The organism is Streptomyces sp. NPDC001407, from assembly GCF_042895325.1.
GTDB lineage: Bacteria > Actinomycetota > Actinomycetes > Streptomycetales > Streptomycetaceae > Streptomyces.
The window spans coordinates 24973-45361 of the sequence record NZ_JBIAWF010000037.1 but is presented as its reverse complement, the minus strand read 5'-3'; the positions used below and the strand labels follow the sequence as shown (position 1 = coordinate 45361).

Below are 20389 nucleotides of genomic sequence, written 5' to 3'. Positions count from 1 at the left end.
CCCCGCGGAGCGGGTACAGAGGGCGCGGAGCGCCCTCTGAGAGACCGTCAGCGCGGAGCGCTGACCGGCCGGCGGAGCCGGCCGAGAAGCCGGCCCGCGGAGCGGGACCGGAGGGCCGGGGGGTGTTCCGGCCGGTATCTTGCTTTCCCTTCCTGGGGGTTGGGGTTACTGAAATGGCTGGCTAGGTGGCGGGGGTTCTCCCGTTGTCCTTGCTTGCCTTTTCGGTGGTTTCTCTGACGGCTATTTCGTGACTCCGGTCCGGTGCTTTCGATCCGGTACCTGACTGCCTTGCCGTGTGAGACCAAGTATAGGGGTGACGGTCCGTCTTTTTCAACGCTCCCAAGGGGCTTGACGGGCAATTCGCTACCCGTATCCACGGGGTGGCCCGCCCTCGACCGTGGGGACCTCTGTGCGGCTCCAGGGCGAGCGTACAGGGCTGAGAGCGAGTCAGGGAAGGCAGTCCCGGGGCGAGGGCGTGTGAGCCGCGCACAGGCATCCCTGGGGGATTTTGAAGGCGGCGTTAGATTCACGTTCCGCTGCCTGCCGGTGCGTTAGATCCGTGGCGCCCGTGACCGTTAGTTCCGGGGCGGCTCAACACGCCGCGAACGGGGTGGCGTTAGATTCGCGACCGATCCGGCCGGGCGGCCTCCGGGAGCGTTAGATTCGCGGCCCCCGGAGTCCACGGGCAGGCGCGTGCACGAGCCTGCCGGGCGCGGTCACGGGGCGCCCGGGGGTACCCGGGCGGGGGCGCGGAGGGTCGCGGCCGGGAGCCGAGACGGACCGCCGACCGGACGAAGTTCCTACTTCGGAGGCCGGTTCAGAGAAGCGTAGACAGGGGAACTCTCTGCGTTGCACTTCGCGATTCTTGCGTGTACAGTAGTTATCACGAGGTCGGGGGAACGAAGAACCGGCCGAGAAACCAACCCAACTGACCCTTCTGGAGGGGACCTTCATGTCGACCAAGACCTTCACCACCGCCGCCGGTGCCACCTACTCCTACGAGATCGAGACCGGCGAGCACGGCGAGGCCGTCTACAACCTCTCCCGCGTCTTCCAGTCGGGCGCCCTCCCGGTCGGCGCGATCGTGGTCCACCCCGACTACAACCTGGACCCGGCCGTCCCGGGGCTGCTGAACATCCAGTTCGGCAAGAGCGGCGCGGACAGCTACGACCGCCACGACCGCACCGAGGTCCCCATGCTCGGTGGCGAGCACGACACCTACGTGATCGGTCACCAGCTCATCAACCCCGCCGACCTCGACGCCAAGGCGGACCCGGAGACCGGCGAGATCACCGACCCGAAGATCACCTTCACCCGCTCCGTGCGCGCCGCGAGCACCGCAACCGGCACCGCATCCATCCGCGCCACCCGCGAGACCTTCCACAAGGTCCAGGACCTCATTACCGCCCTGGTCAAGGAGTACCGGGCCGACAAGGCCACCCCCAAGCGCGAGGCCCAGTACGCGGCCTTCCTCAACGCCCAGCGCGCCGAGAAGATCCAGCCGGAGCTGGACGCGATCGACGCCCAGATCAAGGCCCTGATGTTCCGCAAGGCGGAGCTGACGGAGAAGCTGAACGGCTACAAGACCGCGTAACCCACCCACTGGGCCCGGGGCACACATCCCGGGCCCACGGGCGCCACAGACCGGGCCGGGCGGCCCCAACCCCCACCCCCTCCCCCGGGGCCGCCCGCGCCCACCAAACCCGGGGCGCGCACCCCAACACGCGCCCCGGACCCCCCGGCCCGGGGCCCCAACACCCCACCACCCCCGGGCCGGGGGACCCGTGTGCCGCTCTCTCATCTGCTCGCACGCCTTTCAGGAAGACCGCTGCCATGTCTAGTCGAACCTTCCGCGCCCTGCTTGCCGGTGACCCGCTGCCGCGTGACCGGTTACAGATGGCGCCGACTACAAGCCGTCCCGAGGCCGTCATCCATCCCGTCTTTAAGGAAGAGACATCGATGCACTCTGACCGGATCGACAACCTGCTCTCCCGCGCGGCTCAGGGGGACACGGACGCTGCCGCCGCGTTCATGAGGGCGCGCGACGCGCGTATATGGGCTCAGGGCCGGTTCACGGCCGCTGGGCGCGCTGCCGCATTGCGCATGCTCCGGGCGTCGAAGTAGCCCCCCCCAACGCCCGCCCACCCCGCCCCGCTCAGCGAATGCTGAGCGGGGCGCACCGTTTTCCGAATTGTCCTGTTCGGCCGGTGCCGGGTTCAGGGGGAGCGGTGCTCCCCGGCCGTCGGCAGTCATCGGCGGTTTCCCCGTGTGGTCCCCGGCGCATTCGCTGTGCTGCTCCCCGTACGTCGGTTGTCGTTGTGCTGCGTCGTCTCTTCTGGCCTGTTCTGGTAGCTGTCCTGGGCTGTCTGTTCGTCTCGTTCTATGTGCTCGCTCTTCTGCCTTCGTTCTGTAGTGGCTGGTCCTCTGTGTTTCCGTCTCGTCTGTTCTGCTCTCCGTCCCGTTCTCGTCCCTACGTGCTCGGTCGTTTCTGCTTGCCTCGGTCTGCCTCTCCCTAGTGGTCCCGGTTCCTGCCTGTCTTCCTTCGCTGGTGCCTTCATTGCCCTTTGGGGGTCTCGTAGAGAAGTAGTCGGCGCGGTCTTCCCCCCTTGACCGTGCTGTTGACCTGCGCTTTTCCTTCTCCGGGTGGCGGTGTTGAGGCAACTCGTAGGGCAACTCGTAGGGCAACTCGTAAAGCAACTCGTAGGGATACTCGTAGGGCAACTCGTAGGGCAACCTGCGTTCGGGAAGGGCTGGGATGGGAGGTCCAGACGCTTTGGAGGGGGGTGATTTCTCTCCCCTCTCCTGGTCGCGATGGGAGGGGGGAGGAATCTCCTCTCCTTCTTGGTCCCGAAAGCCGTGGAGGAGGGGGAGAGAAATCTCCCCCTCCTGATAGGGGGGGAGAAGTCTCCTCCCTCCAGAGACTTGGGTAAGGGGGGAGAAATCTCCACCCTCCGCTGCTCTTGGGGGGAGAAATCTCTGTGGCTCGACGGAGCGTCGACCATGTGGCACTTGTTGGGCCTTGGCGAGCGCTGTCCAGTGCAGGGCTCGGGAATGGTTCCGAAGTCAGTGGCGCTGCTGACCGCCGGCGAGGTCGGGAAGGCCGGCGGTCGCGCTGGCGGTCATCCTCCCTGCGGAACCGGGGAGGTTTCCTGGGCTTGGTGGTCGCCGCTCGGGGCGCGTCCGTCCAGGCAGAGTTCGCGGTAGCCGTGGGCGTAGGTGTACCCGTGGCCGTTGCAAGTGGTGCAGTCGGGCTCGTGTCGGACACGGCTGGTGCCGGGGCAGGTGATCGGCTCTTGGTGGACGGGGATGTAGATGCCGTCGCCCTGCGACTCCCAGGTGAGTACGGTGAGGATCTCGCCGTCACCGGCGCAGCCCCCTGCACAGTCTGCGGGGTGGGGGGCCTCTTCGTCGTCTTCGTCGCAGAGGTCTCGGAATGCGTCCAGAAGGTAGGCGCGGGCGCGGGCGTCGTTCAGAGCGAGCCGGCCGTCGAGTGCTCGCAGGGCGTGGCCGGCGGTGGCTGCTGCCGCGGCGGATGCGGTGTCGGTCGGGGCCGCTGCGGCGGCTAGGTCAAGGATGAGGCCGCGGGTGAGCAAGTGCCGCCGTTGTTCAGCGGATACGTCGACGGCGGGGAAGTACGGGGAGCGCCCCATGGTGGCCCAGGCGTAGGCGTCGCACATGTGGTGGATGAGTTGGGGCCCTGCGGGATAGATCGGAAGTCGGCGACGCGGTTCGTCCAGGGCCAGCATGGGGTGGTGGTCGGCTCCGTGGTCGTGGCCGTGGAGGAGGCCGTATTGGGTGCGGAGGTGGTCGAGGCCGTTGCGAGGGTGGTCGTCGAGGGTCAGGCCGTCGGCTTTGCGGAGGAGTTCGCCGTAGTCGCGGGCCATCTCGTAGAGGTCCGGATCTTGGGTCCGCAGGGCGAGGACGTCGGTGAGCGCGCCGAGGTGGAGGAACCTTTGGTGCCGCAGGGCGGGGACGGTCTCGCTGTCGGGGTAGTGCTCCAGGGCGTACGCGAGCTGATAGTGCGCCCACCGGGCCTCGCTGACGAGCCGGGTGATGGATGGGCGTTCGCGGAGGTACGTGGTGAGGTCGAGTTCGGGGAGTGCTGGAGCGTGCATGGGCTACACACCTTTCTGGGGGGATGGCTCCGGCCGGCAGTGCCGGACCAAGCGCGGCGGGTTACGCGCGGCCGTGGTTGACGGGTGGTCAGCCACGGCCGTCGGGGTTCAGGTGGTGGGCGTGTGGGGTCCGGTGCCAAGCTCCTCGTCCAGGGGGTACGCGTTGCCCCACGGGGTGGGCTTCGAGACGGGCCGACCGCGGGCGATGTCGCGGAGCCGTTCTCGTCGGCGTTCTTGGACGTAGCCGCGACATTGCAGGGCGTCGTGCTGGGACGTGGGCCAGTTCGAGGCCGTTGCGCACCAGGGACAGTGAGGACGGCGGATCTGTCGCCGCCGGAGGGCAAGGGCGAGAGCAGTTGCTATGGCGCCGAGAAGCGCGCCCAGGGCGAGTTGGGTCACCGAGGTGTCTCCGGGGTGGGCAGTGTCTGAGGGCTGTAGTGGTTCGCACGCTGGACGATGTAGGGGCGGCGGTAGGGGCCGTGGACGGCCTGCCCGAGCCAGTGGGAATCGTCGACGGGGTGGAGCTGAGCCTTGGCGATGTAGCTATAGGGGTTGCCGGGTGGGAGCGGGTGCACGGTCTCGGTTCCTTTCGTGTGCTGATCGGGGTCAGATCCGGTCGTGAAGGTTGGTGTCGTCGTACGTGGTCTGCGAGACCTCGACCCATGCGGTGCGGCCGCCGTTGCGGAGCTTGAGCTCCCACTTCCCCTGCTGCCACCGTCGGCTGGTTTCCTTCCGGCCGACGGACTCCCGCTTGCAGTTGGTCAGGGGCTTGCTGCCACTGGTGGCCGAGCCGGTCGAATCCGGTGTTGTGCTGTCGTTGTTTCTGCTGGGGTTGAGCTGTTTGCCTCCGGTCCGTGAGCCGCCGGAGGACGACGACCCCGCCTTTCCGCCGGACCCGCGCTTGCCGCTCCCTTTGGATGTGGTGCTCTTGCCGCCGGTGCTTCCACCACGGCCGAGGAGGGCGCTGCTGAAGGCGGTGGTGCGGGTGGTTGCGCAGTTCTCGCGGGCGATGTCCTCGTACGCCGGGACCCAGTGGCCGGCCTGGCTGCGCTTGTCGATGACCTCGCCGTGTTTGACGGGCTGTTCGGTGCAGCCGGTGAGGAGGAGGGTGGCTGCGGCTGCGGAGCTGACTATCAGAGTGCGGGCAGTGGGCACGGCGGGCTCCTGGGCGTGTTTGGGTGCGCTCGTTTGCTATAGGTGTGGTGCGCGAGCCGCGTGTGACAGTGAGGCGGAACCTCTTCTGCGCTGCTCAAATTACATGCAGGTTTGGAGTTACGCAACGGCGACTTTCGGGCGCCCTCAGCCTCGGCGAACGGCTGGCCGTGTGTCCGCTTCATCTCCGGTTCGCCTACAGCGCCGCGCCGTCTCCGGGGGACGCGGACGCCCCCCTCCCGCCCACCGGCTCCGTTGATTCCTCGACCGTGGCGGGGGCGGCACCGTTCCTGCCCCGTCTCACTTCACCCAGCCCCTGGGGCCCGGCGGCCACTGGGCCACCGTCTCGGCACCCGGCATCTGGACGTCACTCGGTGGCGCGGGCGGCCAGCGAAGCCGGCCCGGCCCCCTGCGGCAACCCCACGGCCTCGGCCCTGACGGGGCCGAGCGCCCCCATGGGCACCCTCGGCTGTCCGTCCGGCCTGGCCCTGCCTACAAGCCTGGCGAGGCGGGCAAGGGCAGTGGTGGCGACGGTGGAGCTGGAGAACGCTGTGGCGCCGAGGCGTCCGGCGCCGCAGCGTTGTGCCGAGCACCCTGCTGGATGGCAGGCGGGCAACAACACTGGCCGTCGATACCGGGGGTCGGACCGCCCGCGCGTATAGCCCCAGGTCGATTCACGCCGCTCCGGCAGGGTCAATGCAGGTGGCTGGCGAATGCGGCCACAACGACGAGGAAGAATACGAGAATTGCTGTGCGCTCTCCGCCTTTCGGGGCCCGGAATTCGGGCGCCTTGATGGATTCGCTGGCCGGGTGCATTCCATCGTGGCAGCGGTGGCGGTGGTCGTGGCCGACCTTCTCCGCTTGGTATCGGAAGAGGTAGGGCGGGGAAGTGATCTGGCACACCGGGCAGTCGTAGCGGTATGGGCCAAGCACAGCGGCGCATCTCCCCGTGTGCGGGTGCGGACGGACTGGTGCGCGTCCACGGTACCGGGGCGAGGGCTCTGGTCTCTGCCTTGTTTCCGGTCGCGTTCTGGCAGCCGGCCGAGGCTTTCCCGAGGCAGGTAGGCAAGGTAGGTAGGCGGTAGGAGGTAGGCGAGCGGGGCTCTCCGCGGGCCGGGGGAGGGGTTGGGGTGCGCGGCTCCCCTGCGGCCGGCCCGACCTCGCACCCCGGTCCAGCCGCCAGGGCCGGCTGCTGGACCGGGGTGACCGGGGGTGGTCACCGGGTGGTGGGGGCTTCTCCCGCGGGGGCCTGCTGGCGCGTGAGGTCGGGGACCAGGTGGGCGGGAAGGAGCGGGCGGCGTCCCAGGTCCTCGGCGAGGTCGTCGACATGTACGCCGGGCTGGTTTTGCTGTTCTCCGCCGACGCGGAATTTCATCTGATCTCGGACGGTGATTCCTGCCCTTCCCAAGAATTCCCTTGTTGTTTTCCTGTCCCACTCTGTGGTGGCGATGCCTTTGGCCTGGAGTCCGGCGAGGATGTCGTCGATGCGGGCGCCTTTGCCCTTGGCCTCGGCGTGGCCGGCAGCTGCGGCCGCGACCTTGCCCTCGACGAGTTCGCGGACGGCTTGCCGCTGCAGGGGCCACTCGTCTGGTTCCGAGGGCTCCTCCCCCGCGGATTTTTCATGATCGTTTTGGGTGCCGGGGCTGTCGCTGTCTTCGGGTTGGAGGGTGTTCTCCTGCGGGGCGGCGATGGCAGCTGCGAAGCACCAGGCGATGGCGAGTCCGAGGGCGATGCCCCAGCGGTAGGGGGCGAGGAGCTGGCCGAGGTAACCGAGGACCATGCCGAGGACGGTTGCCGCCACGGCCAGGGTCAGGAAGCCAGTGGCGGCGGTCTCGGCCATATCGGCCAGGCTCCGGCCGGCGGTCGGCGCAGGTGCGGCCGCCGGCGGATCCTTTCGGCTCTTCTTCCAGGGCGGCCCGGTCAGCTGTCCGTTCGAGGGCTTCACCGTGCCAGCCTGCTGGTCCTCCCCGGCCTCGGCGAGGTGCCCCTTCACCAGCGCCGTCGTAGCACCCCTCCGGCGTCCGATGCCGCGAAGGACGGCGCGCAGTGCGACGTGAAGCCCTCGGGCGATGTGGCGGGTCAGGACCGGAGTGCCGCGCCGGATGTCGCGCGGCAGCCCACGGAACGGCGCCAGGACCTCGTCGCGCACGCTCATGACCCGGTCACCTTCGTGACGACAGTGGCCAGCACCATGCGGATGACGTTGGCGATGATGCCCCACAGTCCGCCAACCTCGGGCATGACGACACCGGTGGCCAGGCCGAAGATCGCGGGCCAGACCATGCGCTTCCACTTCGGGGCCCAAGCGCAGGCGGCGAGGATGAGCGCTACGCCGCCCAGGCCGGGACTGGAGCCGAAGAGTTCGTCGCCGCCGAGGACACCCTTGCTGATGGCGCCGACGCCGTTGGCGATGTCGGCGAGCGTGCCGCCTGCAGCTACCCACAGGTTGCCGATGACGACGCCCCACCACGCCGCCTTCTTCTTGTTGTTGATCTTGATGGTGTCGCTGCCGCGGAGGCCGGCGACAAAGGCGATGGTGGCGGGGACAGCGATGCCGACGACCGTGATGGTGCCGAGGAGCTTGCCGCCGATGATGCCGGGGGCGGCGGCGAGGAGCGCGTTCACAGCGAGGCCTTTCAGGTGGTGTAGAGAGCGCAGGCCAGCAGGGCGGAGGCGAGGGGGATCCGCAGGACCCAGCGGCCGGTCCAGTGCCAGTTGCGGGTGCGGCGGTCGATGAACCACCACAGGCCGCCGCAGATACCGAGGGCGGTGAGCACGAGGGAGACGGAGCCGGCGCTGAGCCCGAATTGAGCTCCCTTGCGGTTCAGCCACTCGACCGGGATGGGCGCCAGGCGGCGGCCGAACTCGGCGAGTGCCGCGGTGCCGATCAGACGGACGAAAGGCGTCATGCCGCCGAAGACGGTCCGCACGGCGGGGTAGCCCGTGGCGCGCCAGCCGAGGCAGGCGCCGACTAGGGCGAGCAGCAGGCCGAGGACGCCGCGGGCGGCCTGTTCCGCGTAGGGCAGGAACTGGCCGAAGTAGTCGACGAGGGGCGTCACGTATCCGACGGCCGCGGCCGTGCCGTTGAACACGAGGATGCGCATGTTCGGGTCGTCGGCGGCGCCCATGACGCGGCGCGGAGCCGATTTGGCCACAAGGAGCCGGCCCCTGCTGTCACCGGCGGCCTCGGCTGCGTGCGGGCCGAGGCCATCGGCAGGTCCCTCTTCCTCTCCTTCTGCGAGCAGGGCCTCCTGCTCTTCCTGGGCTTCGTCGTCAGCGTGGTCGGCTTCGTCGGGAACTTGCTCCTCGGCGGCCGGCGGGCCAGCGGCCGTCTCGTCCTCGTCGTCGACGGCGGAGAGCGTGATGGTGTGGCCGGGCGGGGGCAGCCGTCCGTACGGGGAGGCCGAGGAACGCTGGCGAGCGTCGGCACTCGGCTCGTCCGGGTCAGGCTGTGCGGGAGGGGCGGACGGCGCCGGCTCCTCGGCAAGCTGGTCGGCGTGGCCGAGCGGCCGGGCACCGACCTTGATCAGCATGCGCCGGATCAGCTTCTCGTCGGGTCCCGCGGTCCGGTGCCTTTCGGGGGTCGTCGGCAGGGCTCGTGCTGCGGGGGCCCGCAGGGCGCGCCGGGCCCGGCCGCGGCGGCCGCCCGCGGAGGGGGTGGTGGTCATCGCTTGAGACCCCCCTCGGAGTCGGGGCTCGGCACGAGGGCCAGGCGGGGTCGGGGCGCGTGGGCGGGCCGGGTACGGGGGCGGGCTGCCGGGCGTCGGTCCCGGGCGATGAGGGCGAGGGCTTGGTTGACGTGTTCGTCGAAGGTGGCGGGCATGGGAGTTCGGTCCTCACGGTCGTGCTCGCGGGCAGGCCCTTGGGGCGCCCTGCGGAGCGGTGCGTCAGGTCAGGTCTGCTGGGTGCCGGCGCCGGCGGGAACGAGGAGGCCGCTGCCAAGCTGCGCGTAGCCGTCGCGCAGGTGCGGCTCGAGCAGGAGCTCGTCGAAGGGCGGCTGTACGGCGGCGGGAGGAGCGTCGGCGAGCAGGCGGGCTCGGGCGGCGGATGCCGGCTGGGGCTGGTTGGCGACGGCGACGGCCTGGTCGAAGTGGTCCTCCAGGCCGTGATCGGCCTCGGCGGCTTCGGGAGTGGCGGGATGGGCCTGGAGGGCCTGGGGCAGCCACTCGTGCTGGGTGTTCAGGAAGCGTCGGGCCCGGTTGTTGCCGATGCCGAGTTCCTTGGCGACCTTGTTGATGCCCCAGGCGAAGGTGCCGTCATCCCGGCGCGGCACGATCGCGACGAAGGCGGCCATGACCTGCTCGTCGGTCTTCGGGTCGGCGTTTGCCGGTTCATCCTTCTCGGCATCCTCGCCCGGGTCGGGCAGAGGCGCGTCCGTGCCGTCGGCGTCATCCCCGTCCTGTTCACCGTCACCCATCCTGCCTGTGACCTGCGGATTTTCCTCAGGGCCTGGGTGGGATGGGGAGGCGGGATGGGGTGTCTCCGTCCGGGACGGGATGGGCGGGATGGCTCCGATCAGGGTGCCGCGGATCTGCTCGAACGCTGTGGCGGTGCGCAGGTTCATCCCGGCCCAGTCCGCCTGGCGCACTCTCAGCTGGAGTCGCGCGACGACCTGTTCCAGCACCTGGGGGTCGGAGCATCCCGCGCGTTCGCTGGCATGCTGGGCTCGCGCGTCGGCATGCATCTCGGCCAGGCGGTATGCCCAGCGGGTCCATCGGCCAGCATCCTTGACGCCATCGTGTGCCCGGCGCAGCCGGTACCAGCGGTAGGCGACGCGGGAGATGCGGACCTCGGCGGTGGCGTCTTCCTGGGGGAGGTTGGGGCGGGCGGCGAGCAGCAGGGCGACGCGGAAAGACTCGACGGGGTGGAAGAGCCGGACCAGGGCGATGCGGCGGTCCGGTCGGTCGTGCTTGGCGCGTGCGGCACGGCGTTCCTCGAGCGAGCCGATCTCCCAGAGGACGGCGGCCAGGACGGGCCAGACGGCGCGGACGGCTGCCCCCAGCGGGGAGGCGGCTTCCGCGGCGGAGAAGAAGGCGCTGATGGTGGCGAGGGTCCAGAAGAGCGCTCCGGACACGCCCGGCCCGTCACCGGCGCGGGCGCGGCGGCGTGCCCGGCGTCCGCAGACCATGGCGGCGACGTCCAGGGCGACAAAGGGCAGGAGATCGAACGGGGCGTCGAGGCCCATCTGGTGGTGGCCGACCCTGCGCAGCCCGGAGGCCGACAGGGTGGCTGCGGCCGCGGCGACGACGACGGTGAGGAGGTCCTCGATCCGCCGGCCCCGGCACTCGGCGGCCTCGGCGCGCTCGGCGTCGGTGCGCGCGGCCAGGGCGAGGCGGCGCCGGTGGAGGGCGATCGCCGGCCCGGTGGTGAGGACGAGCGCCCCCAGGACGAACTGCCAGCTGCTGAGCAGTTCGACCGCGGCCGTGCCGCGGGGGACGAGGTCGGGTGTCACGGGGAATCCTTCCTGGCGATGAAGCCGGCCGCTTCGGCGGCGTGGGTGCGCAGCTGGGCGTCGTCGGGCGGGGCGGGGTCCTGGGTGATCCAATCCCGGTAGGCGTCGCGCTCGGCGGTGACCTGGCGGAGCTGGGCCAGGAGCAGCACGGTGAGCGGGTGGATGAGGGGTGCCTGGGCGCCGGCCGGGACGGGGACGGGGAGTAAGAGGAGGTCGTCACGGTGGGCGAGGTGGCTGATCAGGGCGCGGTTGCGGGCGCGTTCGGCGTCGGCGGGGTTCATGCGGCCTGCGTCCAGCCCGTGGCGAGGCGGTGGGTCGCGAAGAGTTCGTCGCGGCGGCGGGCCGCGGTGGCGATCGCGGCGTGGTTGGCCTCGCGCTTTTTCGGGGGGATCGATCCGCCGAGGTACTGGCGGGCGAGGTGTTGGACTTCCACGGCCGCGGCGATGCGGGCCTGCTGTTCGCGTGCGGCGCGCTGGTCTTCGGCGCGGGCCTGGTCCAGCCCTGCGGCCTCGGCCTGGAGTCGGGTGCGGAGCTTTTCGGGTGTCAGGCCGCCGCGGAGGCCTTCGGTGTCGTCGTCGCGGAGCGCGAGCTCGGCGCACGCGGCGCGTACCGGGCAGGCGGAGCAGTTGCTGCGGACCGTGCCGGCGCGGCGTCGGCTCCAGTCGGTGTCGCTCTCGCCGTCGGCCTGGTAGAAGTCGTCGACGTCCGGCCGGGCCGTGTGGCACATGGAGTGCGTGAGCGCCTGGCGCAGCTGCGGGGCGCGCAGCTGGCGGGCGATGAGCCGGCCGTCGTGACGGACGAGGTAGCCGTCGGCGACGAGCTGGTCGATCGACTCGCTGCTGGCGATGTACTGGGCGATGCTCTCTTCACCCGGCTGGGAGTTCCTGCTCCGGACTGGCGGCTGGGCTGCCATCATGGTGTTCATGCGTTCTCATCTCCTGTGACGGGTCTGATGAGGGCGCTGCGGCCTCCGGGGGATCCAGCCCCGGGGGTCGCTTGCTTTTCCACGCCCCATCTGCCTTAACTGTCTTGCGTCAGTTAAGGCAGATCATGCACGCGAAAGCGCAGCACGTCAAGGAAAGGGGTGGATCGCTTGATCAGGAGGCTCTGGCGATTGCGGCAAGATGTGCTCATGACGTCCCAGAACCCGTACGAAAGTGCCGCCGCGGCGCTGCGCGCCGACATCCTCAGGGGCACGTTCACCTCGGGAGAGAGCCTCCCGGGACAACGGGTACTGGCCGGCAGGTACGGCGTCGCACCGAACACCATGGGCGATGCGTTGCGGCTCCTCGCGAAGGAGGGGCTGGTCGAGATGGCCCCCCGGCGCCGGACCCGGGTGCTGCAGCCGGCAGCCCCCATGGAGGCGCGCCTGTCGCCGGACGGTCTCATCAGCCCCGTGGACGCCGGCGGCGCGAGCTACGACGAGCTTCGCCCGGACGGCCGGGGCGCCGGCGCGATCGCGGCCGAGATCCCCTTCGCGACCGAGGCGCTGGGCCTTGCGCCGAACGTCCGGCTGTTCGTCCGGCAGGTGACACTCCTGCACACCGGCGTCCCCTGGGCGCTGCAGACCCTGTTCACCACGGAAGCGCCCGGCGCCGCTCCCGGCGCACACGCCGGCGCCGTCGCCCCGTTCCTCGCCGGCACCGCCAGGTCCGAGACGCGGCACACCAGCCGCTGGTCGGCGCGGCCGGCCACGCCCGACGAACGCGAGCTCCTGCGGGCCGGGCCGCAGGCTGTCGTGACCGAGATGCGTAGGGTCGGATTCGTTGAAGACCGGCCGCATTCATACCTTTTGACGGTGGTACGGGCCGACAGAGCGACCATCCTTACGGAAAGCGGAAATTAGGGGCCGAGTCTCCCAATTACCCCTTTTTGTTGTGCACTTCCGGCGTTCTGCAGAGGGGCCATCAACAGCCGTCCCAATGCGTGTGCACCGCCCCGCCCAGGGGATAGGGTGGCTTCCACTTGATCCACACTCGCCTCATCCTCAGGCCCGGCGCGCAACACCCCGCCAGGGCCCGGCGAACCGAGAAGGCGGTTTCCTCATGACGTACACCTGCTCGCGGCCACGGACGCCGAGCGGGATGCACACAGCACCCGTGACACTGTCACGGGTGCTGCTCTGGCGCGTCCCGGCTGGTGGGTGCGTGGCCCCCTCGAAGGGGGACTCGACGATGTCGTAGAAGCTCCGGGCGGGCGCCTCTAGCAAAGGCCGCTCCTCGCCCTCCCGCCGGCTTCGGAGTTAGCAGCTCCTCCACCGGCCGTCACCGCTCAGCCGAGTTAGCAGCTCGTCCAAGCGAAGACCGGACCGAATCGGTCCGGTGATCACTGCCCTCCAGCAGCAATCCCCCCGAGGGGGTTTGTCGTTTCCCGGGGCAACCCGGGGGAACGGGGTCCATCTTGCAGTACAGCCATGCCCTTTGTCAGCTCGGCCGTCCTCGGCGCCCGCTGTTCTCGGCCGACTTTCACCCTTCCGTGATCTCCCCGCCACGTCCCGTGTCCGCTCGTGCGGCCTGCCGTGCGCTGTGGGGGCAACACGGCCCCTTGCCCGCCGGGCACCCCTTGACCAGGCCTGGGCTGCACCCCTTGACCACCTCCGGCGGCACCGTCGTCCACGGCGCCCACGCAGTGGCCGCGCCAGACCCCGGTCAAGGGGTCGGCGAACGTCTCCGGCACCCCCTTGACCCGCAGGTCACAAACTCGTCGGCGATTTTTTCGGCCGAACTGTCACACCGCCGGGATTTTCGACACCCGTAGCAGCTGAAGGCCCGTACCTCAGCTCCGGCCGAGTGCCACTGGCCAGAGACCCAGACCCACATGCGGCCTTCCCCGTCCCCGGAGATGCCGTCAAGACCCAGCGCACCACGGCCGCCGCCCTGCGGCACCAGGTGCGCCAGGAGAAGCGTGCCCAGCACAGCAGCAGTACCCACCGACCCGCCGACGGCGGGCACGGCCGCGCGCCCGCAGCGCCGCCAGCGAGTGAAGGTGCCCATGCGCCTGATCACCGCGCCGCAGTACGCCGACGTCGCGGTGAGCGTGTACGTGAAGATCGCCGCGCTGGCGTCCCGCCCCGAGGGGTGCACCGCCGCGACCGTGACCCTCGCGGGCTACCTCGGCGTGTCCAAGTCCTCCGTCGAGCGCGGTATGACGCAGCTGATGCGGCCCGGCCCCGACGGCGTCGTCGAGCTCTCCTCGATGCGCCGTTCCCTGCCGGGCGGGTCCGGCACCTCGGCCGTGCGCCGCACCCGTCCGCTGACGGCGACCGAGCGGTTCGTCTGGATCCCGGTGGCGGCGGCCGAGGACCTCACGGCGCGTCAGCTGCGTGTCTACGCCCTCCTGGCGTACGCCCAGGCCCAGGGGATTCCCGTGACGGAGTCGGAGATCGCAGGGGCACTGCGGCACCACAGCGGGCGCCGCGCCGGCCAGCCGCTGACCACCGCGGCCGCCGGGGAAATCGTCGATGCACTGGAGGCTGCACGGTGGATCACCGTGCAGCGGCGGGCCGGTGCACGCGGCCGCCACCGGTACATCACCCACGACATCCTGCCCGAAAGCACCGCTGCATCGGCCTGTGGACAACCCTCCTCGCCGACTGCAACGCCCGGGCGCACCTCTGCATCTGGTGAGGGATCGGGTTCCCCGGATGGTGCGGGATCGCTCGCGTATTCGGAAGAACCTATGACTGACCGACCTGATGACGAGCGCGCGCCTTCCTCACCCGCCGTAGGCGAAGTACAGGTGAGTGAAGGTGTGGAAAACCCCGATGCGCATGCTGGCGACGGGCTCGCGCTGCGCGCGGATGACAACCACCACCCCTTGACCAACCCCTTGACCAACCCCTTGACCGCCCCCTTGACCACCCCGAAACGGCCCTACTCCGGGCCCGAGCTCACCATCAGCACCCGCATCCACGCCGTCCTCGAACCGGTGCACTGGCTCTACCGGCAGGCCAACGTCTACGTGCAGCGCCGCATCGCCCGCGAAGTCGGCCGCCAGCTGAGGTCCGGCATCGATGACGCCCGGCTGCGCCAGCGCCTGACCGACCGGTACGCCCGCACCATGAGCGACGAGATCCGCGACCCCGGCCGGTGGATCCTCGGTGTCGGCCTGCCCGCCTGGGGCTGCGGGATCTTCGACTGCGAAGCCGGTGTGCTGTGGGGCAGCGGCCAGCGGTGCCCGGTGTGCGAGGAGATCGTCCAGGACCGGCGCCGGGCCGCCATGCCGCCCGCGCCGCCCGTTCCCCGTCGGCCCAGGCCTGCCATCGACGTGATGCCTCTCGCCGCATCGACGGTTCCCCACAGCGAGTGCCGCGGGTGCAGCTGCCGCATCGTCGAGGGGGACCCGGTGCTCGAGGACGGGCTGTGCCAGCTCTGCCGGGCGCGGCCCGGTGCATCCGCGCCCGCGCCGATGCCGACGGGCGCACCGGAGGTCTGCACCGGGTGGGACGGTGCAAGGTGCACGCGTCCGGCACTCGGCACCGCCGGTCTGTGCGTGCGATGCCGAACCCGACGGCTGGAGTGCGCAGCATCGTGAACCGGTGACGCCCCCGATCGGCCGAGTGCCTGCCGCGGCCGGCGATGCCCCCTCGGGGTGCATCGGGTGCACGAGCTACGCCTGCTGACGATGCACTGCATCCATCGGCCCCGGCCGGTGGGCCGGCCCCGCATCGCCCGCACCGACGGGGTGGGAGAGGCCGACCTCTTGGGGTGGGGCAGCTCCGCATTGCCTGCATCCCGGTGCACCGCATCGGTCCCGGTGGTCTTCCTCAGAGGACCGTCGAAGGTCCCGGCGGCGAAGGACCCGGCCAGCTGACACCCCTTGACCAGGCGCGCGGCCCGGCGTGTTTCCCCTGGACCACGCCCCTGGTCCAGGGGAAACGGATGCCCGGTGGCCCACCACCGTGGGGGGCGACGACCTCGCTCGGCCGACCGGTCGGACGCGGCCTCGGCATGGAGTGCAGCGGGCAGTCACCAGGGCGCCGAGCGGGGCCTGCACCGTGCGGCCGTCCGAGGTGCTGGGTGCGGGGCCGGGCCGGTGCACCCGGTGCACTGCCCGCGATTCCACGGCACGGGCCGAGTTCTGTGACGGTGCAGTGCCGGTGCGGGTGCCGCCCTGCGGCATGCCCCCGCGATGCCGTGCATCGGCACCCGCCCTGCATCGATGTCCCTCCGGTGCACGTGCATCCGATGCCGAGCATCGGATGCATCCGATGCCGAGGACGGTGCGATGCCAGTGCACCGGGCGCACTCGGTGCATCGCACCCGCATCCCAGTGCGATGCACTGCACCCGATGCCTGCGGGCCGGCAGTGCGCGGCATTCTGTTCCGGCTGCCCATCCGCATTCCGCTGCTCCGCATCCCACCGCCATGGGGCTCCCCTGCCCTGGCCGGGCAGCCGGCCTCACCGAGGGCGCGCCGCGGTGAACCCCGCTCCCCCGCCCCCCTCTCGGCCCGGTCCCCGTGAGCCGGCGGCCCTGCCCCGACCCCTTGACCGCGCTCACGCTTCCCCCCTTGACCAGGGGCGCTACCGGGGGTGTTTCCCCTGGACCAGGGGCGTGGTCCAGGGGAAACACCCGGTCCGCTCTCGGCGGCTGGCCTGTGGGCGCTGGCGACCGTGGCCATGGACGTGATCGCGGAGAGGGGGCCCGGCGGCTGCCAGGGGCCGGCCCCGTGATCGCCGTGGCACGCGGTGCGCGGGTCGATCGCCATCAAGGGGGGAAGGCCGGGGTGCACATCCATCGGGAGGGCGGATCGCGCATCGCGATGGATGCATGCTGCCGGCATTCGGTATTCACCCCTGGGCATCCGATGCGGATGCCTGACACCCGGTGCGGTGCGGATGCCAATGCCTCCAGTGCCGGATGCGGTGCGCGGATGCAGTGCATCGGCGGCATCGGCACCCGCATCCGCACCGGCACCTGGAGGGTGCACGCCACCGAACCCGATGCCGGTGCACCGCACTCCCGCATCGGCGGGTTCCGACCCCTTGACCGCCACGCCTCACCTCTTGTCCTCCTCCCCCTTGCCCACTGGTCTGCCGCACGGGGCGACGGCCGTTTCCCCTGGACCGCGCCCCATCGGCATCGCCGACAGACCGCGGACAAGGGGGGCCTCGGGAGTGTGAGCGCCATCGAGACCAGATGGCGCGAAAGGACGGACACGGACGTGGCCACCACTCAGATCACCCCGGCGCTCGGCTCCTCCGAGTCCGTGACTTGCTACACCACGCTCAGCCTGATGAACCGCGACTGGGACGTGCTGTGCCGCGACCTGCGCGCTGCCGACCAGGTCGCCATGTGGGCCGGACGGCACCCGGAGCTCGCCGGCGCGACCGGTCCCCAGGACGTGGTCGACATGATCTCCCGCTACCACCGCCGAGGAGACTTCGACAGCCACGACCGCGTGATGCGCCTGCTGGTCGAGCGGGCCGGCGGCGACGGATTCGACGGCCACCTCGCGTGGCGCATCGCGGTGCGGGTCCTGCTGCCCAAGGCGGTCTTGATGGCCAAGACCCAGCGGCGGACCGGGCTGTCGTGGGACGACGTGTGCGCGGCCGTCTTCGGAGCCGCCTTCGAGGTCGTACGCACCTACCCGCTCGACCGGCGCCCGCAGCGCATCTACAACAACATCGCCTTCGACATCCTCCAGCTGGCCCGGCGCACCCTGGCCGCCTACGCCGACCAGGCGGAGGAGCTCGAGGAGTTCGCCGCCGGTGTGGTGCCGCTGGCGGAGGCCGAGGGCCACACCCGGTACACGCACGTGGTCTCGGGCGAGGCACCGGACATCTCCCACGACTCGGTCGAGCTGGCCGACCTGCTGATGCGCGCGGCGCAGCTGGAGCTCGTCGATGCCGATGAGCCGTCGCTGTCCCGGCATGAGGCGCGGACGGAGGTCCTGGACCTCCTGGTGTGGGCGGTGGAGATCGGGGCGCTCAAGGACATCGAGGCACAGCGCATCGCTCGCTACTACCTGTCCGCCGCGGTCCGGCCCGAGCAGCGGCACTTGACCACCCGTGCCATGGGCAGTGAGGGCGCGCTGGTGCGCCAGCACGCCAGCCGTGCCGTGCGGACCCTGCGCCAGAAGGCCGACCTCACCCAGTACCTCGCCGCCGCCTGAAGCTCCCCGCCGGAGCCCGGCGCGCGCCGGGCTCCGGCGGGGCGGAAGCCCTTTTCGAAAAAACCTGGGGCGGAGTGTCACACCGCGCCTCTCTTCGACACCTGTAGCAACCGAGAGCCCCGCCCCAGCGGCGCCGCCCCACCCGATGACCTGCCACCACCCATCTCGACTCCGGGAGAACCGACGTGACCACGATGTCCCCCGCTGACACCGGCCGACAGCTGCTCGACGCCGACGAGGCCCGTGTGGCTCGGGCCTCGCGTCAGCTGACGCAGCTGGCCGCCGCCTTGGTGAGCCGGCCGATGGACCGGGAGCTGCACGCGCGGATGCGCGCCTTCCTCGAGCGGGATTCGGAGCCGGCTCTGGCGTCCTGGGACGTCCTGGTCGCCCGTACGCCCGACGAGCTCAGGCAGCGGATCTCGACCGTTCTGACCGCCCAGGCCGTGCGGAGGGCCTCGTGATCAAGCGGGCGCGCCGTCAGCGCAAGGGCGGCAAGAAGCAGATCCCCGTCGCCGAGGCGGTCGAGGCGGAGGTGTGGGACGAGGAGGCCGGGCAGCCGCAGGAGGCGGTGCCGGCGTCCGAGCCGGATGAGACCGGGTGGAAGACCAGCACGGCTCACCTGTCCGGGATCGCCCGCCTGGTGCGCGTCGGCGCCTGGGCGTTGGTGGCGTCGGGGCCGGTCTTCGGTGTGATGGCGCTTGTTGGTGCTTCCGGTCCGGCCCAGGGCGTGGCCAAGCCGGTTGCCGCCCCGTCGCCGGCGTCGCCGGTCGGCCCTGCGGGCTTCGCGCAGTTGTTTGTCACGGCCTACCTGGAGGCCGGGCAGGGCACCGAGCGCGACCTGGCTCCCTACTACTCGGGGTCCGTCGCGTTGTCGGTGAAGCCCGGCACCCGGACGGCCTCGCGGCCGGTGGTGATCGCCTCCCGGGAGGTCCAGCCCGGCTACTGGTCGGTCACGGTGGCCGTCGACGTCACGGCGCAGGACGACAAGGGCAAGGCGAAGCGCCTGGGCGTGCAGTACTTCCGCGTCGGCATCCAGGCCACGGGCCCGGCCGGGGCCGGGGGCACCGCGACGTCGGCCTCGGCCGTGGCGGGCTACACGGCGACGTCCCTGCCGGCGCAGGTGGCCGCTCCCGCCGCGCTCAAGCCCGGTGCCCTGGCGTACGAGTCCGACCGCGGCTCGAGCAGCACGGACCCGGCGGTCGAGACCGCGCGGGGGTTCTTGACGGCGTACCTCGCCGGTACCGGCGAGCTCGACCGCTACACCTCCCCCGGTACGCGCCTGCGGGCCATCAGCCCGGCGCCGTACACCGCGGTCAAGGTCACCGGGGTCCAGGACGACGCCGGTGCCGGGCAGCAGAAGGTGCCCGCCGACGGCACCCAGCTCCATCAGCTGGTCCAGGTCGAGGCTACGGACCAGGCCGGGAGCGCCGCCTCGCTGAGCTACGCGCTCACCCTCACGTCCCGTGCCGGCCGCTGGGAGGTCGCGTCTGTCGATGACGCCCCGGCGATCCGCGCGAGCAGCGCGCCGTCCGCGGCGCCGCACACCACCCGAACCCCCACCCGGACCCCCGACGGCGCGGTCGCAACGCCCGCGCCTTCGAGCTCCTGAAAGAAAGAAGAGGAATCGTTCATGCACACCTTGGCCAGCCCCGACCACGTCGTCCTCGCCGGCGACATCCTCGACTGGGCCAACACCAAGACGGGCCAGGTCCGCACCCTGGCCCTGACCGTGGCCACGCTCATGGCGATCATCGCGGTGCTGATGGCCTGGTGGAAGACCCGCTCGTTCGTGGGCACCCTCGTGGCCTTCGTCCTGGCAGCCCTGGTGCTGTGGGGCATCAGCAACCTGTCGGTCCTCAAGGACAAGGTCGGCTCCGAGATCGACGACAAGGGAGCATCCGTCTCCATCGTCCGCATAACCGGGGCAGGTTCCGCGGCAACCGTTGAGGCCGGGCGGCTGTCGTGAGCGCCTCCGAGGAGGAGCTGATCGGGCACTCGTACACGCGGGCCCGGAAGCATCCGCTGGTCATCGGCAAGCTCCCGGGAGCCGGCCGGCTCCCGGGAGGGCCGTACACGATCACGCAGGTCATGACGATGGTCATCGCCTTCGGGCTCCTGGTGATGACCCGGGACCTGTGGGCCCGCTTCGGCGCCATGAACTTCGTGCTGATGGTCGTTGTGCCGTGGGGTCTGGCCTGGGTGCTGCGCTACGCGCGGCTCGATGGGCGTGATCCGGCCCGGGCGGTGCGGAGCCTGTTCATCTACTCCTCCACCCCGGCCCAGGGCCGGCTGGCCGGCCGGCCGCAGCGGGTCGCCCGTCCGCGGCTGGCGTCCGCCACCTGCACGGTGCGCGTCCGCTCCGCCGGGCGGCCCGCCCCGGCGGCAGCACCGGCCCCCGTGCCGGCGGCGGTTCCGGCACCGAAGGCCGGTCCCGGCCCGAAGCAGGTCCGGCCGGTCGCCCCGGCACCGGCCGCGACAGCGGACCGGCCGCAGCCCAAGACCGGGCTGCAGGCCCTCCTTGCCTCTCTCGACGAGCACTGACCCGCCGCTCGTCC

General features: G+C 70.9%; 17 protein-coding genes. 8 read left to right on the top strand and 9 right to left on the bottom strand.

Annotated elements, in window-relative coordinates; all coding sequences use genetic code 11:
* Positions 1-952 precede the first annotated feature (952 nt).
* Positions 953-1594 carry a hypothetical protein gene (locus tag ACFY1P_RS32895; RefSeq protein WP_390752705.1) on the top strand — a complete coding sequence of 214 codons (642 nt, stop codon included), beginning with the start codon at positions 953-955 and terminating at the stop codon, positions 1592-1594.
* Positions 1595-3119: 1525 nt separating this feature from the next.
* On the opposite strand, the gene ACFY1P_RS32890 is transcribed toward ACFY1P_RS32895, so the two are convergent.
* The 9 genes from ACFY1P_RS32890 to ACFY1P_RS32850 all read right to left on the bottom strand — a co-directional run bounded on the left by ACFY1P_RS32890 (position 3120) and on the right by ACFY1P_RS32850 (position 11644).
* Positions 3120-4115 (bottom strand): hypothetical protein, encoded by a 996-nt coding sequence (locus ACFY1P_RS32890; protein ID WP_390752704.1) that lies wholly within the window; start codon positions 4113-4115, stop codon positions 3120-3122.
* A gap of 395 nt (positions 4116-4510) precedes the next feature.
* The gene (locus ACFY1P_RS32885; RefSeq protein WP_390752703.1) at positions 4511-4690 is read right to left on the bottom strand and encodes a hypothetical protein; all 180 of its coding nucleotides are present in this window, start codon (positions 4688-4690) and stop codon (positions 4511-4513) included.
* Between the two features lie 31 nt (positions 4691-4721).
* Positions 4722-5270: a hypothetical protein gene (locus ACFY1P_RS32880; protein WP_390752702.1), complete on the bottom strand. Its 549-nt coding sequence runs from the start codon at positions 5268-5270 to the stop codon at positions 4722-4724.
* Positions 5271-6483: 1213 nt separating this feature from the next.
* Positions 6484-7422, bottom strand: coding sequence for a hypothetical protein (locus tag ACFY1P_RS32875; protein WP_390752701.1), 939 nt, complete (start codon positions 7420-7422; stop codon positions 6484-6486).
* A complete protein-coding gene (locus ACFY1P_RS32870; RefSeq protein WP_390752700.1) occupies positions 7419-7892 on the bottom strand; it encodes a hypothetical protein in 474 nt (157 codons plus the stop codon). The genes ACFY1P_RS32875 and ACFY1P_RS32870 overlap by 4 nt, the downstream gene beginning before the upstream one ends.
* A gap of 11 nt (positions 7893-7903) precedes the next feature.
* A complete protein-coding gene (locus tag ACFY1P_RS32865) occupies positions 7904-8935 on the bottom strand; it encodes a hypothetical protein (protein ID WP_390752699.1) in 1032 nt (343 codons plus the stop codon).
* Between the two features lie 224 nt (positions 8936-9159).
* Positions 9160-10719, bottom strand: a complete 1560-nt coding sequence (locus ACFY1P_RS32860; RefSeq protein ID WP_390752698.1) for a DUF2637 domain-containing protein — start codon at positions 10717-10719, stop codon at positions 9160-9162.
* Positions 10716-11000: a hypothetical protein gene (locus ACFY1P_RS32855; RefSeq protein ID WP_390752697.1), complete on the bottom strand. Its 285-nt coding sequence runs from the start codon at positions 10998-11000 to the stop codon at positions 10716-10718. The genes ACFY1P_RS32860 and ACFY1P_RS32855 overlap by 4 nt, the downstream gene beginning before the upstream one ends.
* Positions 10997-11644 carry a WhiB family transcriptional regulator gene (locus ACFY1P_RS32850; RefSeq protein WP_390752696.1) on the bottom strand — a complete coding sequence of 216 codons (648 nt, stop codon included), beginning with the start codon at positions 11642-11644 and terminating at the stop codon, positions 10997-10999. The genes ACFY1P_RS32855 and ACFY1P_RS32850 overlap by 4 nt, the downstream gene beginning before the upstream one ends.
* Before the next feature lie 207 nt (positions 11645-11851).
* Here ACFY1P_RS32850 and ACFY1P_RS32845 point away from each other — a divergent pair, with 207 nt between their 5' ends.
* The 7 genes from ACFY1P_RS32845 to ACFY1P_RS32815 all read left to right on the top strand — a co-directional run bounded on the left by ACFY1P_RS32845 (position 11852) and on the right by ACFY1P_RS32815 (position 20375).
* A complete protein-coding gene (locus tag ACFY1P_RS32845) occupies positions 11852-12565 on the top strand; it encodes a GntR family transcriptional regulator (protein ID WP_390752695.1) in 714 nt (237 codons plus the stop codon).
* A gap of 1058 nt (positions 12566-13623) precedes the next feature.
* Positions 13624-15252, top strand: a complete 1629-nt coding sequence (locus tag ACFY1P_RS32840; protein WP_390752694.1) for a hypothetical protein — start codon at positions 13624-13626, stop codon at positions 15250-15252.
* Between the two features lie 1631 nt (positions 15253-16883).
* Complete coding sequence (locus ACFY1P_RS32835) at positions 16884-17834, top strand: hypothetical protein (protein WP_390752693.1); 951 nt, start codon at positions 16884-16886, stop codon at positions 17832-17834.
* 194 nt (positions 17835-18028) lie between these two features.
* Positions 18029-18295 carry a hypothetical protein gene (locus tag ACFY1P_RS32830; protein WP_390752706.1) on the top strand — a complete coding sequence of 89 codons (267 nt, stop codon included), beginning with the start codon at positions 18029-18031 and terminating at the stop codon, positions 18293-18295.
* Entirely contained in the window at positions 18292-19443 is a 1152-nt protein-coding gene (locus ACFY1P_RS32825) for a conjugal transfer protein (protein ID WP_390752692.1), read from the top strand. Before ACFY1P_RS32830 ends, ACFY1P_RS32825 begins: the two co-directional genes overlap by 4 nt.
* Positions 19444-19464: 21 nt before the next feature.
* On the top strand, positions 19465-19800 hold the full coding sequence (locus tag ACFY1P_RS32820; protein WP_390752691.1) for a hypothetical protein: 336 nt from the start codon (positions 19465-19467) through the stop codon (positions 19798-19800).
* Entirely contained in the window at positions 19797-20375 is a 579-nt protein-coding gene (locus ACFY1P_RS32815) for a hypothetical protein (RefSeq protein WP_390752690.1), read from the top strand. Before ACFY1P_RS32820 ends, ACFY1P_RS32815 begins: the two co-directional genes overlap by 4 nt.
* Positions 20376-20389: the final 14 nt, after the last annotated feature.

Bases quoted from the DNA above. Each gene is read 5' to 3' on its own strand.
- ACFY1P_RS32895 (WP_390752705.1), top strand. From the start codon at position 953: ATGTCGACCAAGACCTTCACCACCGCCGCCGGTGCCACCTACTCCTAC.
- ACFY1P_RS32890 (WP_390752704.1), bottom strand. From the start codon at position 4,115: ATGCACGCTCCAGCACTCCCCGAACTCGACCTCACCACGTACCTCCGC.
- ACFY1P_RS32875 (WP_390752701.1), bottom strand. From the start codon at position 7,422: ATGAGCGTGCGCGACGAGGTCCTGGCGCCGTTCCGTGGGCTGCCGCGC.
- ACFY1P_RS32865 (WP_390752699.1), bottom strand. From the start codon at position 8,935: ATGACCACCACCCCCTCCGCGGGCGGCCGCCGCGGCCGGGCCCGGCGC.
- ACFY1P_RS32855 (WP_390752697.1), bottom strand. From the start codon at position 11,000: ATGAACCCCGCCGACGCCGAACGCGCCCGCAACCGCGCCCTGATCAGC.
- ACFY1P_RS32850 (WP_390752696.1), bottom strand. From the start codon at position 11,644: ATGAACACCATGATGGCAGCCCAGCCGCCAGTCCGGAGCAGGAACTCC.
- ACFY1P_RS32845 (WP_390752695.1), top strand. From the start codon at position 11,852: ATGACGTCCCAGAACCCGTACGAAAGTGCCGCCGCGGCGCTGCGCGCC.
- ACFY1P_RS32830 (WP_390752706.1), top strand. From the start codon at position 18,029: ATGTCCCCCGCTGACACCGGCCGACAGCTGCTCGACGCCGACGAGGCC.
- ACFY1P_RS32820 (WP_390752691.1), top strand. From the start codon at position 19,465: ATGCACACCTTGGCCAGCCCCGACCACGTCGTCCTCGCCGGCGACATC.